Origin of the sequence: Streptomyces sp. ATCC 21386, from assembly GCF_018728545.1 — a bacterium.
In the GTDB taxonomy this organism is placed as follows: Bacteria; Actinomycetota; Actinomycetes; order Streptomycetales; family Streptomycetaceae; genus Streptomyces.
In genome coordinates, this window is record NZ_JAAVVL010000001.1 from 4,709,877 (window position 1) to 4,723,612 (window position 13,736).

10 protein-coding genes are annotated in these 13,736 nt (G+C 73.6%); 6 read left to right on the plus strand and 4 right to left on the minus strand.

Annotation, left to right across the window (positions count from 1 at the left end; all coding sequences use genetic code 11):
* Window positions 1-4: 4 nt before the first annotated feature.
* Genes GWK25_RS20085 through GWK25_RS20100 form a run of 4 tightly spaced genes read left to right on the plus strand, consistent with a single transcriptional unit; the run spans window position 5 to window position 3,072 of the window.
* On the plus strand, window positions 5-337 hold the full coding sequence (locus tag GWK25_RS20085; protein ID WP_215451926.1) for a hypothetical protein: 333 nt from the start codon (window positions 5-7) through the stop codon (window positions 335-337).
* Window positions 334-888, plus strand: a complete 555-nt coding sequence (locus GWK25_RS20090; protein ID WP_215451927.1) for a hypothetical protein — start codon at window positions 334-336, stop codon at window positions 886-888. The genes GWK25_RS20085 and GWK25_RS20090 overlap by 4 nt, the downstream gene beginning before the upstream one ends.
* 26 nt (window positions 889-914) lie before the next feature.
* Window positions 915-2,483 (plus strand): AAA family ATPase, encoded by a 1,569-nt coding sequence (locus GWK25_RS20095; RefSeq protein WP_215451928.1) that lies wholly within the window; start codon window positions 915-917, stop codon window positions 2,481-2,483.
* A 1-nt stretch (window position 2,484) separates the two neighbouring features.
* On the plus strand, window positions 2,485-3,072 hold the full coding sequence (locus GWK25_RS20100) for a hypothetical protein (RefSeq protein ID WP_215451929.1): 588 nt from the start codon (window positions 2,485-2,487) through the stop codon (window positions 3,070-3,072).
* A gap of 6 nt (window positions 3,073-3,078) precedes the next feature.
* On the opposite strand, the gene GWK25_RS20105 is transcribed toward GWK25_RS20100, so the two are convergent.
* Window positions 3,079-8,250 (minus strand): CHAT domain-containing protein, encoded by a 5,172-nt coding sequence (locus GWK25_RS20105; RefSeq protein ID WP_251828947.1) that lies wholly within the window; start codon window positions 8,248-8,250, stop codon window positions 3,079-3,081.
* 165 nt (window positions 8,251-8,415) lie between these two features.
* Between GWK25_RS20105 and GWK25_RS20110 the strand changes: the two genes are divergently transcribed.
* Both GWK25_RS20110 and GWK25_RS20115 read left to right on the plus strand, forming a co-directional pair.
* Window positions 8,416-9,132 (plus strand): DUF3168 domain-containing protein, encoded by a 717-nt coding sequence (locus GWK25_RS20110; protein WP_215451931.1) that lies wholly within the window; start codon window positions 8,416-8,418, stop codon window positions 9,130-9,132.
* A gap of 1 nt (window position 9,133) precedes the next feature.
* On the plus strand, window positions 9,134-9,817 hold the full coding sequence (locus GWK25_RS20115) for an RES family NAD+ phosphorylase (protein WP_215451932.1): 684 nt from the start codon (window positions 9,134-9,136) through the stop codon (window positions 9,815-9,817).
* A gap of 275 nt (window positions 9,818-10,092) precedes the next feature.
* On the opposite strand, the gene GWK25_RS20120 is transcribed toward GWK25_RS20115, so the two are convergent.
* The 3 genes from GWK25_RS20120 to GWK25_RS20130 form a co-directional block, all read right to left on the minus strand.
* Complete coding sequence (locus GWK25_RS20120; protein ID WP_215451933.1) at window positions 10,093-11,274, minus strand: macro domain-containing protein; 1,182 nt, start codon at window positions 11,272-11,274, stop codon at window positions 10,093-10,095.
* 174 nt (window positions 11,275-11,448) lie between these two features.
* On the minus strand, window positions 11,449-12,582 hold the full coding sequence (locus GWK25_RS20125; protein ID WP_215451934.1) for a PP2C family protein-serine/threonine phosphatase: 1,134 nt from the start codon (window positions 12,580-12,582) through the stop codon (window positions 11,449-11,451).
* 35 nt (window positions 12,583-12,617) lie between these two features.
* On the minus strand, window positions 12,618-13,685 hold the full coding sequence (locus GWK25_RS20130) for a zinc-binding dehydrogenase (protein WP_215451935.1): 1,068 nt from the start codon (window positions 13,683-13,685) through the stop codon (window positions 12,618-12,620).
* Window positions 13,686-13,736: the final 51 nt, after the last annotated feature.

Genomic DNA, 13,736 nt, shown 5'->3' on the forward strand with positions numbered 1-13,736 from the left:
GACCATGAGTGACGACCTCGCCTTCTCGTCGGACGGGACGCCGCCCTGGCTCAGACCGGAGATCCCGGAGCACCTGCGCCCGCTCGCCGCGCCCCCCAGGCCGGCCCAGCCACCGGACGTCCCCGACCAGCGCGGCCCCGCCGCCCCACCGCCGCCCGGCCCCGCGGCACCGCCCGCCGCACCCGCCCCATGGGCCTCGGGGCCGGCCAGGCCGCCGGGGCAGCCCACGCCCGATCCCGTCACCCGACGACTGCGACGGACCGTGACCGACCTCCCGGCCTGGGACCCCCTGCCGCCCGGTGAACAACTCGTACGACGACCCCAGAGGGACCTGTGAACCCCGCCCGGTGGGGAGGCGACAGCGACTACCTGAGCTGGGCCCGCACCCTGGACGAATGGGCCGACGGCACCCGCCCCGATCCCCTCCAACTGCCCCCGCTGTCCCCCGAAGACCTGCCCGCCGACACCTGGCAGCGCCTGCTCGCCCGCATCGCCTCCGCCGTCGACCGCCGCCTCCAGGGCGGACTGGACCTGATGGTGCGCGAGGTGAACGACGCGGCCGACGAGTTCTCGGTGGGCCGGGCCCTCACCCGTGGCCGCGACGTGCTGCGCTCCGTCCGCTCCGTCGTCACCCACCCGAGCCTGCCCGCCGACTTCCGCGCCCGCATGGCGACCCTCATGGACGAGCACACCCGCCGACTGCAGGAGGAACTCGAACGGGGCGTGCGGGCCCTGCTCGCGGACGGAGCCGATCCCCACGCCGTCGAGACCCGGCGCCGCACCCTGCGCGACAACCCCCTCACCGCCGTCCTGTCCGAACCCTCCGCCCCGCCACCGGCCGGCTGGTACGAGCCCACCGGACGACGGCGCATCGTCACCCCCGACTGACGGCAACGTCACCCCGGAGACCCACCATGGCGAACTACTCCGACAGCAAGCGTGACCTGGACAACTACCTCACCGCCCGGGTGCCCGTAGTCGGACTGCGCACCATCGAACAGGCCCGCGCCCTGCGCATGCTCAAAGAGGTGGCGACCCAGCCGCGGCGTGCCAACCAGCAGTTCTGGATCCACACCAGAGCCACCGGACTGCGTGATCTGCGGTCGGGAGCGGCCGTCCTCGACGACCGGTCGCTGACCGGCGCCATGGACTTCGCCGCCGCCCAGTTCGCCGCCCGCCCCCACGCCACCCTCGTCCTGGTCGACCCCGGCGAGCTGGAGTCCGACACCCCCTTCACCCGTAACGTCGCCGAACTGGCCAGGATCGCCGACACCCACGCCGGATGCGTCGTCCTCATCACGGACAACCCGATCTGGAGCGGTCTGCAACGACTCGGTATGAGCCTGCAGTTGGACCTGCCGAACGCCGACGAGATGTACGCCACCATCAGCGGCTTCCTCACCGACCACCGGGGCGTGGTCTCCATCGCCTGGACCGAGCACGACGCCCGCCGGGCCGCCGAGTTCCTCCAGGGCGTCACCGAGGGCGAGGCGGTGAACCTCATGGCCACCCTCATCGCCAAGGGGTCCGTGGAGGCCGCCGACGTGCTGACCCTCGCCAGCTCCAAGGACCGCATCTTCAACAACCTCGCCGGACTCGAACGCCTCGCCCTCAAGGACGTCGACTACTCCGTCGGCGGCCTGACCAACCTGCGCGGCTGGCTGGAGCGCAAACACCGGCTCATCCACACCGACCTGCGCGGCACCCAGCTGCGCCCGCCGCGCGGTGTCCTGCTGGTCGGCGTCCCCGGCTGCGGGAAGTCCCTGTCGGCGAAGGCCATCGCCCAGCAGTGGCGGCTGCCGCTGTACCGACTGGACATGGCCAGCATCCACGGCCGCTACCTGGGCGAGTCCGAGGGACGGATGCGGGAGGCGCTGGACGCCGCCGACCGGGTCGCTCCCTGCATCCTGTGGATCGACGAGATCGAGAAGGGACTGGCCGGCAGCCACGACAGCTCCGGCGTCCAGCAGCGCATCATCGGGCAGTTCCTGTTCTGGCTCCAGGAGTCGGACTCCCGGGTCTTCGTGGTCGCCACCGCCAACGACGTGCGCAGCCTGCCGCCCGAGCTGCTGCGCAAGGGACGCTTCGACGAACTGTTCTTCGTGGACCTGCCGGACGACCAGGACCGCAGGGAGATCATCGCCCTCTACTACCGGCGCTACGTCAAGGCCGAACCCCACCCGGACCAGCTCGACCGTCTCGTCCACCTCTCCGAGGGCTTCGCCGGCTCCGACATCGAGTCGGCCCTCCACGACGTGGGCGCCGAGGTCCTGCTCGGCGGCGGGGTGGAACGGCTCGACGCGTCGTTCGTCGAGGACACCTTCGCCAACACGGCCCCCCTCAGTCGCAGCAACCCCGAACAGATCGAGGAGATCCGCGCCTGGGGCCGGGAACGCGCGGTACCCGCCGGACGGCCCGGCCCGGCCACCACCACCCCCGGAGCGGGCACGCCGCGCAGGGTGGTCGTCCTCGGCGACACCTGACATGGGGGACGCGTGGGTCGCCCTGGCGGTCGCCACGGTCGGCGTCGTCGGCACGCTGGGCGCCGCCCTGCTGACGCAGAGCCGGGCCGACCGCACCAAACGACTGGAACTCCAGGCGCTGGCCCGGCAGCAGGGCGAGGAGCGCGAGCACGCCGAGCGGGTGCGCCGGGCCGAGCTGGTCGCGGCCCGGGGCCGCGAACGGTACGAGCTGCGGCGGGCCTGCTGCGTCGCCCTCAACACCGCCGCCCGGCAGTACCAGACCGCCCAGGTCAACCTGTGGCACGCCCTGCGGGACGGCTCCGAGGTGGAGGACTGCGCACAGCGACTGGACGAGCGCCGCGCCGCCCACCGGGAGGCCTACGCCGAGGCCCAGTTGATCCTGCCGACCGCCGTGCTGGTCTCCGCGGGCGCCGCGAGCAGGCAGCTCAACAGCGGATACGGCACGCTCCGGAAGTTCCTCGCCGCCGTGCCCGTGGACGCCCGGACACTGGACGCGTTCGACCCGGAGGTCCGCAAGGCGTGGTCACTCCTGGCCGACATGCGCCAGGAGATGCGTCGCGATCTGGGCGTCGACGCCCCCGATGGCTGACGCCCCCTACCGACCGTGGTGCGTGAACGACGCCCAGATCTCCAGCTCGTCCGGCGGCCCGGTCGTGGTGTCCGCCAACAGCGGCTCGCACGCGGCCAGTTCCGCAGGCAGCACCCGGTCGGGGTCCAGCATCCACAACTGGGCCGCCCGCAGCGCGTCCCGGGGTGGCGTGCCCTGTTTCATGTGGTGGTGCACGAGGAGCACCAGCAGCGTCGTCCGGGGGTCGTCCGCGATGGCCCAGCGGGAGCCGACGACCGCCGTGGCGCCCGCGCCCAGGAAGGCCGTCGCCAGGGTCAGGGCCTCGTCGTGGTCGCTCAGGGTCAGATCGCTCGTGCAGTTGGCGAGCAGCACCGTGCCACCGGGCATCCCGGGATCGCGGCCCGCGGCGCCGGTCAGCAGGTCCTGCACCGACACCGTGTGCGTGGCGTCCAGTTTGAGGACGGAGTCGTTGGAGGTCGTGCCGGTGTCCGCGTGACAGTTGACGTGCAGCAGCGCGGTCGGCGAGGGCCCCCGTCCCGGCAGGAACGGTTCGAGCGACCGCGGCTCCGGCGGCAGCGCCGCCCCGCCGGTGCCCGGGCCCCCGCCCATGCCGCCGATCACGGTGACCCGCGGATGCAGGGAGGCCACGAGCGCCGCCTCACGGTGCATGGTGGGCGAGCCGTCCGGGTCGACCACGACGGCCACGGCGCCCCGGCCGAGGACGGCCGTGGGGCGGGCAGCGACCTCGATGAGCTGACGGGCGCTGGCACAGTACGAGATGACGGCCCGCTCGCACGCGTGGCCGGTCTTCGCCGTCTCCCGCCCACCGGGCGTCGAGGCCGTGGACACCGGCCGGCGGGCCGCGTGCCAGGGGACGATGCCGAGGGGTCCCACGGGCGCGAGGACGATCCGTGGGACACGGCCCGGCCACCAGGTCTCGGCCGCCGCCAGGAGCGGTTCCATCGCGACGTCCCCGGCCCATGAGCACAGCCGTCCCAGGGCCGACCGCCACCTGCCCTCCAGCAGGAGCAGCGCCTTGCGACGGCGTTCGTGCATGACCAGCGGGTGGTGCGGGGCGGGCGACTCCCGACGGCCCTCTTCCTGGAAGGCCTGCAGAGCGGCGTCGTACGCGCCGACGGGGCCGGTGGGCACCGAAGTCAGCCCGGGCAGCCGCAGCGAACGGACCACTCCGGTCGCCGTGACGATCACCGCGTGGCCGCAGGCCCCGTCCTCGCCGGGCACGAGATAGACCAAGGCGTCGGTCCCCATCCGGCGGAGCGTGTGCCCGAGCACCCCCGGACGGGGCGCGGACAGCAGCCGTTTCTCGGCGGCGCCGCCCGCCAGCGCCTCCAGGACGCGGCGCCGCAGATCGTCGGGCACCTCGCTCAGCCGGCCGCCGTCGGCGGCGGCCCGCACCCAGGCGTCGGCCAGCTCCGCGTGACCGGCTTCGCGCAGCAGGTCGGGGACGGTGACGTTCATCGTCGTCGCGTTCAGCACCAGCCCGCGCCCGAGTTCGAGCGCCTCGAACGCCGCCTCGGGCAGCCCGTCGGCGAGGCTCCAGCGAACCAGCCGCAGCATGTCCGGCGCGATGGCCCGCGCGGCTTCGAGCCCGTGGTCCGCGCCCGACTGCAGCAGCACGGAGCGGCCGTACGCGGTCAGCGCCGATCTGCCCGTCTCACGGGACTGCCGCCGGTGTCCGGCCTCGTGCGGGCCGAAGGCGCGATGGGCGAGGGCGATCGTCCGGATCAGCGCGATGGCGAAGGGGTCACCCGGGCTCGCGTTGAGCACCACCCGCGCCTCGCGCAGGACGGCGACCGCCTCCTCCAACTCCTCGCGTCGCCCCGACTCCAGGTGCCGGGTGAGCAGCAGGGTGCCCAGCCCGTACAGACACCGCCCGCGCGAACCGTGGAACTCGTGCGGACCCTCCTCCGCCGCACCCCTCAGCAGGGCGATGCCCCGACCGAGGGCGTCGAGCCGCTCCGGCGCCGCCCGCCCCGCGACGGCAGTCCTTGCGAGGGCCGCCGCCGCGCGCAGGCGCAGCGCGGGACGGTGCGGACTCCCGGCCGGACAGGCCGTCGCCGCCTCGACGAGGGCGCCCACGGCGGCCTCGACCGCCTCGGTGTCCCCCGTCCCGCGAGCCTCGCGCAGGGCGTGCGCCGCCAGTTCCGTACGGACCGCCGGCATCCGGGGATGGTCCGCGGGCAGTGTGCGCCCGGCCTCCTGCCAGGCGCGCACGGCGTCGGCGGCCAGCGTCGGGGAGGGCCGCCGGCGGGACCGCGCGAGCAGGAGCCACGCCGTGCCCGCGGCGGCCAACAGCTCACCCCTGAAGGGGGCGCGGCCGCCCGTCGGCTCCGAGGCGCGGAAGACGTGCGGCGGCACGCGCGGATCCCCGGCCTCGGCCAGCACGGTGTGCAGCGGCGGACGGACGAGGTCGGCCGGCGTGCGGTCGAGCAGCACGTCGTACTCGTGCACGGCGGCGTCGAGGTCGGCGTGGTCGCCCAACAGGACATGCCGGTCGAGGAGGAGATGGGCCAGGAACTCGGCACACCGGTCGGCCAGTGCCGGTGAGGCCGGTGGCGTCCCGTGCTCGTTGCGGTTGCGGTTGCGGTTGCGGTTGCGGTTGCGGTTGCGGTTGCGGTTGCGGTTGCGGTTGCGGTTGCGGTTGCGGTCGCGGTCGCCGTCGTCCGAGGTCGTGGCGTGTGTGGCCGCCGCCGCGTCCCCTGCCGTGTCCGGGGCGGAGAGGGCCCGCCGGACGAGGGCGATCGCGCTCGTCAGGTCCTGGCCGTCGCGCTCGCGGAGCCAGCGGCGGTAGTGCAGCAGCGCCCGTGCGGCGGCCACGGCCGCGCTCGCCGGGGCCTCGTCGCCGCCGAGGATCTCGGCGACCCGGCCTGACGGCAGCGCGAACGGGTCGGGCGTGCCGTCCCCGAGCAGTACGGTCGCGGCCGGGTCGATCGTGGGCGGGGCGAGCGCACCCTCGTCCTCCTGCGGCTCCGCCGGGCCGGAGGCGCCGGGCGCGGTGCCCTCCGGACGGTTCCCCGGCGCCGCGTCCGCCCGTTGCCCGCGTGCGGCGGCCGGGAACAGCGTGCCCAGCAGCGTGCGGACGTCGGCCACCGCCCCTTGCCGCAGCGCCTCGTCGACCAGCACGCGCGTCGTGGATCCCGGCGGGAGCAGGGCTCGGGCCTGACGGAGCGTCGCCGTGGTGGTGGCCCGGTCCGTGAGCGTGGCCTCTCCCGAACGGTCCAGGACGAGCCCCAGAGTGCCCGCGACGGCCAGCATGATGGCCTTGAGGCCCCAGGCCTCCGGTTCGAGCAGCGGTGCGGCCCGCCGTAACCGGTCCGACCAAAGGCGGCAGTCCGCCGCCGACGGCATCCCGTCCGGTGAGCGCAGGAAGCCCACCATGACGGAGAGGAAGACGAAGTACGGTTCCTGCTCCGTGGCGGCCGGGTCCAGCAGTCCGGCGAGCAGGTGCAGATCGTCCTCGACGGTGGGGAACCCGGTGACGTCCGGCACCGGCCGGTTCCCGGAATCCTGGGGCGCGGTGAACGGGTCCGTGTACCAGACGCGGTAGAGCATCGCGGTGCGGAACGAGGCGTGCAGGTTCTCGTCGCGGAACTCGCTGTCGGCCGGGGCGCGTTCCAGGACGACGCGCAGGATGCGCAGGGCGTCGCGGAGGGACTCGTGCCGTACCTGCGGCAGCGCGCAGGCGAAGTCCAGCAGCAGGGCGACGCCCAGCACACACTGGGCGGCCAGGTGGAGTTCGTCCTCGTGGTGGTAGAGGCCGGTCGCCGTGCGCAGCAGACCGATGGCCTCGCGCAGGTCCGCCACCATGCGGGGCGCGGCGCTGGCGGGCGACAGGGCCGGGTCCGCGGTGCCGGTCGTGAGCACGTTGTTGGACAGGTCGTACGCGTACGGCGTTCCGCGGTCGACCGCCCGCTGGTTCAGGGTGATCGCGGTCTTGAGGACGAGTTCGGCCCGGTCGGTGTCGTCCGGCGCGACGAGGGAGGCGAGTTCACGTGCGCGGGCCGCGAGCCGGTCGACGCCGTCGTCGTCCAGCAGTCCGTTCGACAGCTCGATCCAGAGCAGGTCGACGATCCCCGCCAGACACGCCACCCTCGCCTCACCGGTCCCGGGGAGGCGGGTCAGCGCCTCCTCCCAGAGGGCCCCCGCCTCGGCACGGTCAAGGGCCGGTGCCGGGTCGTCGGGGTGCTGGGCCGCGCGGTTGCGTTCGGACCGTTCCGCCAGGGCCAGCCCCAGGTTGGTGGCGATCCGGTGGGAGGCCTCCTCGGGCAGCGCGGGATGGGCGAGGGCGGTCCGGTACCAGTCCACGGCGATCGCCTGCGCCCGCTGACCGGTGTCGTACTGCGTCAGCGCGTCGCACGCGTCCGCGCCCAGCTCGGCCGCGTCGCCGCCCCCGGGGCCGGGGTCGCTCAGCAGCGGCCGTAACACGTCGAGCACGCCACCGAACTCGGCGGCGGGATGCGAGGGTTGAGTGCCCGAAGGGGTTGACTGTTCGTAGCGGTCACCCAGTTCGAGCAAGGACAGCATCGCGAGGTCGAAGGCCACGGCGGGGCGCAGGTCCGCGTCGAGGTCCTCGGAGTCGTGTGCCGACCGCAGGAGTCCGACGGCCGCGCGGCGGTCCGCGAGCCGTTCCGGACTGGCGTGGTCGGGGCAGCGGCAGCGGTCCGAGAGGACGAGACCCAGTACCGCCCGGCACAGGGTGGCATCCGGCAGGTGGTGCACGTCCGGGCCGTCGAGGATCGGGCCGAGCAGGTCGACGACCCGGTCCGCGTCGGCCGACCGCCGGGTGCCGGGCTCGTTCGTACGCCAGCGTTCCGCGAGATCGAGGGCGAGTTCGCGGCGGACGAGCACCAGGTCGGCGTGGTCGGGCGGGGTTCCGGGCCCGGTGGAGGAGTACGCCTCGGTGGCCAGGGAATGTACGAGGTCCAGGCGGGCGATCGTGTCGTCCAGGTCCGCGGGTGCCTGTCCGTACGTGTAGCGGAGCCTGGCCGCGTCGGCGGACATCCCGAGCAGCAGCCGGAGTTCGGCCGGGCCGGTGGCGGTGTCGGTCAGCTCCGTCAGGTTCCGCTCCACCTCGTCGAGGAGGTCCACGACGTGCTCCCGGCCTTCCCTCTCCAAGGCGTCCTCGGCCGCTTCGAGGAGCTGTACGACGAGGTCGATCCGAGCGAAACGATCCGACATCCCGGATTCCCCGGAGTGATCATCGATTCCCTGATTCCCGGTGTACACGAAATCCCCCTGCGCGCTCCGGGGAATGATCCCCGTACCGGCTCTCGAATTGCCAATCGGATCGTAGCTCACTAGCGTACGGCCGCATCCGGATTCCGGATTCCAGGAGGGGAACGAATGGACGAGTACGAGCAGCAACTAATCGCCGCGCTCGTGTCGGAACCGCAGTCGATCCGGGAAAAACTCGACCCGGAGGACCGGGAACAACTCGACGTCCTGCTGGACCTCGTCGCCGAGGGCGGGAGCGAGGAACGGCTGCGGGGGATCGCCCGTGCCGTCGCCGCCCATCTGCGCGCGGCCCTGCCGGGCGACGAGGGGCGGGCGGTGAGCCGGCGCTACACCTCCTCGTCGCTCGTCCGGCGGCCGCCGCACGACGTGCTCCTGGACCGCTTCGCACCGGGCGGGACGGGCCTGCCGGGCAGAGCGGGCCTGCCGGGCGGTACCCCTGAGCCGACCCGGGGGTCCCGTGGCGCACCGCCGGGCGCGGTGCGGTGGGCCTCGGCGCGCGAGCGGCTGCTGGCCGAGCCCGCCCTGACGGAGACGGACCTGACGGAACTCTTCGGCGTCGCGGCCGACCAGCCCGGACTGATCAGACTCCGCGCGCCCGCGGGGCCCGAGCAACTGCCCGCGTTCCAGTTCGACGGCGAGGGCCGCCCCCGGCCGCTGGTGCTCGCCATCAACGCGATGCTGGGCGCGGCGGCCGACCCGTGGGGGGTGGCCGACTGGTGGCTGGGGCCCAATCCGTGGCTGGACGCCGTGCCGGCGACCCTGCTCGGCACGGGGCTGGACGATCAACTGCTCGCCGCCGCGAGCGTGGTGGGGGAGGACGACTGACATGGCTCGTGGAGCGAAACTGCCCGAGAAGGGCACGGCGACCGCCAGGAAGGTGGTCCGCCGGGCGGGCGAGGTCTTCTACCGGGTGCACTCACGGCGCCGCAGGGCGCACCACTTCAATCCGGAGCCGCAGGACCACCACTTCGGCGGTGGTCGCTTCGACAGCACTCCGAACGATTCCTACGCCTACCTGTACGCGGCCCCCAAACCCGAGACCGCGATCATCGAGAGATTCGTCCGCACCCTGCGCTTCGACGGCCAGGGCAACTCCCGCGTCCTGCCGCGGAAGGAACTGGACGGCAGACTGCTGTCCCAGGTGCGGCTCACCCGGGACGTCGAGCTGGTCTCCCTCTGCAGCATCGTCCACCTCAACGCCGTGCAGCAGAGCGACTGGTGGCTGGTGGAGTCCGACCCCACGGAGTACGCGTTCACCCGGCGCTGGGGGCACTGGCTGCGCGGCGAGGCGGACTGGGCGGACGGCTTCGTCTGGCGGTCGCGGCTGGACGGCCCCAACGAGTCCCTGGTCCTCTTCGGGTCCGCCGCCGAGAACGACCTGCTGACGGAGACCGACGAGCCGCCGAGGATCCTCGACGACGCGGACGGTCTGCGCTGGCTGGCCGAGACCCTGGAGGACTATCGCGTCGAGATCGGGACGGTCGACGCCGCGCCGGGCATCGGCTCCTGACACCGCCCGCCCCCACCCTGCCCCGACCGTCCCTCCCGGGCGTTTTCCGGGCGGGAACCGGTAGCTTTCCGGATTTCCCCGGGGATCGGTGAAAAGGGGTTCCGGCGTCCCTGGCGCCCGTGCATACTTCTGGTCGGAAGGCCGCAGTGAGAACACGGGGAAAAACGGGGGAACGTCGGGGGAATGCGGCAGGAACAGAGCACGGTATTCGAGATTCCCGGGCGAGAGAATTCGAATACCGTGCTCCCTCGTGTCGGCCGAAACGCACGTCGGATTCAGGGCCGCCTGTCGCTCAGCACGTCGAACACCGCACGGGCACTGACCGGATTGCGCGTCACCAGATGCACCGACCAGTCGGGATCGTCCCCCAGTACCTGCTCCAGCGTTCCGACGACCGTCTCGGCGCTGGTCCGCGCGTCGAGACCGCCCCGGCCCGCCCCGAGCAGGGGCAGGGCGATGGACCGCAGCGGGACACGGCCCGCACGGCGTTCCGCCGCCGCCAGCTGGAACACACGCCGGACGGCCGTCGCGACGGCGTCGGGCGCGGTCTCGTACCCGTCGCCCGTCGCCGAGGGCGTGGCGACCGCCGCGTGGAGGATCCTGCGCACCCCCTGCGCCGAGAGGGCTCCCGGTGAGGTGACGGCCACCGTGCCCGCCGCCACGGGCAGCCCGGGTACCCCGAACTTGCGTACCCAGGCGCCGAGTTGGCGTGCTATCACGTCGTCCGTGATACGGCCGACGGAGTCCTTGGTGGCACCGGCCCGTCGCAGACTGCCGGAGACCGTGCGACGGAACGTCTTGGACATCTCGAAGTAGATGTTCTCCGAGGAGACCAGGACGTCCACGCCGGTGAGGAGTTCGATGGGCGCCACATGCACGGTGAGCAGGACGTCCCCGTGGGAGAAGGCGGTCCGCACCACGTGGCGTCCCGCCCGGACGGGAAGAACGGCATCCGTCGGCGGTGCCGCGCCGACACCCTCGCGGGGGCCCTCCCGGGCGCCCGGCACGGCCGGGGCGTCGTGGCCCTCCCCGTTCAGGAGTGCCCGAGCGACCTGTTGGAGCATCAGCTTCTCCTGATGCTTGCGGAACCGCTCCGCCCCGACCCGGTAGACATGGGCCGCCCGCTCCCGGCGTTCCTTGCCCGACAGGTCGCGGGTGCCGGAGGCGAAACCGAACGAGTGCAGGGCCGCGTCGCGCAGCAGCGCCCCGTCGAGACCCAGGACCACGGTGTGCAGCAGACGCTCTACGGCCTCCGGTTCCACACGGGCGTCCGGTGCGGATGCCGTCTCCGCCGTCTCCGCACCGGGCGTCCGGCCCGCGACGCAGGCGTGCAGCGTGTCCAACTCCGCCTCGTGCAGCCGCAGCAGCCCCAGCGCGCGGACCCGGCCCAGTTCGTCCACCAGCCTGTCCAACACCGTCGGCACACCGAGGGCGGCCCGCTCCTGCTCATCGGTCACCGCTCAAGGATGAGCAGGGCGTCCGCGCCGGGCAAGCGGTTTGGGACGATCGGGAGAAAACGGTCCGCCCGCCGGGCCTGTCACCTACCCGACGGCGCCGTCGGGCTGACCTCCGCCCCGACCGCAGTGGCGACGTCGGGTGTGCCGTCGGCTTCGGCCCCGGTTCGGTGCGGTTCAGTGGCGTGGCGACCGGCGGACCGTCAGGACGGCCACGTCGTCGTGCCGGCCGCCGCCGCCCGCGTACGCGCGGGCGTCCTCGTACAGGGCCCGGGGCAGCTCGGTGGGGGAGAGGTCGAGATGCTCGGCGAGGCGTTCGTCGACGGGGTAGAACGTGCCGTCGGCGGCCCGGGTCTCGGTGAGGCCGTCGGTGCTCAGCAGCAGCGTCGCACCCGCCGGGAACGCGAACCAGCCCACGATCGTGGGCTCCAGGGCCAGTTCGGCGAGGCCGAGCGGGACCCCGGAGTCCAGCGCGGCCGTGGTGACCGTGCCCTCGTGCAGCACATGCGGCGGGACATGCCCGCAGTTGACGGCCTGCACCTCGTCGCCGTGCGCGTCGATGCCGATCACGAGGGCGGTGACGAAGCGCTCGTCGTCACCGGTGTGCTCGGCGTAGGAGTTGTGCCGCACGACCGCCGCGTCCAGGGCGTCGACGAGGGCGGTGAGCGTGGGCTCGCGATGGGCGGCCTCGCGGAAGGTGCCGATGACGGCGAACGCGGCGCCCACCGCGGCCAGTCCCTTGCCCTGGACGTCTCCGATCAGCACCCGGGTTCCCCAGGGCGAGTCGACGACGTCGTAGATGTCCCCGCCGACCAGCCGGTCCTCCTGCAGGGGTTCGTAGACGCCGTTGACCAGCACGTCGTCGGTGAGCAGCGGGAGAGGGTGCAGGATGTGGCGCTGCATGGCCGCGGCCGTGGAACGCAGCCGGAACACCTCGTGCTCGCGCCGGATCCGCCGGTGGCAGGCGTACACCGACGCCACGCCCAGGGCGAGGGTGAGCAGCACGAGGAGGAGCCGGTCGAGCCAGCGGTCGGCGTCGACGTTGCGGACCACCGCCGTGGTGGTGACCACGAGTGTGGTCCACGCGGCGACGAACGCCGTCTGACGGACCGTGCACAGCGCGGACGCCGTGCCCGGCAGGAACACCAGCAGACCGAGCAGCCACACCTCGGACCCGGACAGCACCCCGAGCGCCTCCACCGCGGCGGTGACCGCCAGCACGCCGAGGATCAGTTCGGCGTTGCGCGGCGGCTCGATGGTCTCGAAGGCGTCGACGGCCTGGACAGGTCTCTTCCGGCGGATACCGGCCATGCCAACTCCCGGGCAGATCGTGATCTCCCCGTACGTTAAGCCGGGTCCTCCCACGGGCGGGGACCGCCCCGCCGGTGCGGCCGGAGCCGGGGGTCGACATGGACCTTCGGCCCGGCTCCGGCCCCGGCCGGCCGCTCACCGGCGAGCACCGGGCCGACATCGTCGAGGGCCACCGTGGCGGCGACCAGCGGCCGGGGGTCGACCACGCCGGTGGCGTACGCGCGGATGGCGGCGTCGAGTCCGGGGGAGGCGGACAGGACACCGACGGCCGTGACGTCCTTGAGGACGAGCGCGCGGGTGTCGATCCGGCTGGGCACGGCGGCCAGCCCGATGTAGACCACGCGGCCGCCCGGCTCCACCAACTCCACCGCGCGGTGCGGCAGTCGGGCCGCGTTCGTGGCGTCCACGACGGCGTCGAAGGGGAGGTCCGGGAGGGAGTCCTCGGTCCAGGTGTGCTCGAATCCCAGGCCGCGCGCGAAGGCGAGGGAGGGGGTGTTCTCGCCCATGAGGTGGACCTCCGCGCCCGCGGCCCGGAGGAACAGCGCGACCAGCAGTCCGATCGTCCCGGGGCCCAGGACCAGGGCCCGGTCCCCCGGCCGGGTCGCGGCCGCCTCCGCCGCGCGCAGCGCGTTGCCGCCGGGCTCCACCAGCGCGCCGAGCACCGCGTCCACGGAGTCCGGCAGGCCGTGCAGGGACGTGGCCGGTACGGCGAGCCGCTCCGCCAGAGCCCCCGCCAGGCCCCCGCGGATGCCGACCTCCAGGCGCCGCTCACAGACGTGCTGGTCGCCCCGGAGGCAGCGGCGGCAGCCACCGCAGCCCAGCATCGTGTCGCCCATGACGCGCCGGCCGACCCAGCCCGGGTCGACACCGTCCCCGGCCGCCGACACCCGCCCGGCCCACTCGTGGCCGATGCGCATCGGATAGGCCGCGTGCCCCTGGTGGAGGTAGGCCATCGTGCCGGTGAAGAACTCCATGTCGGTACCGCACACCCCGACCCGCTCCACGTCGACGACGACCTCCCCGGGTCCGGCCACCGGCGCCGGGAGCTCCTGGACCTCGTACGAGCCGGGGGCGGTGAGGACGAACGCGCGCATGAGGTCCATGGGTCTTTCTCCAGGCTGGTCGGATGCCGTGCGGTCGGGGCCGGGCGGGGC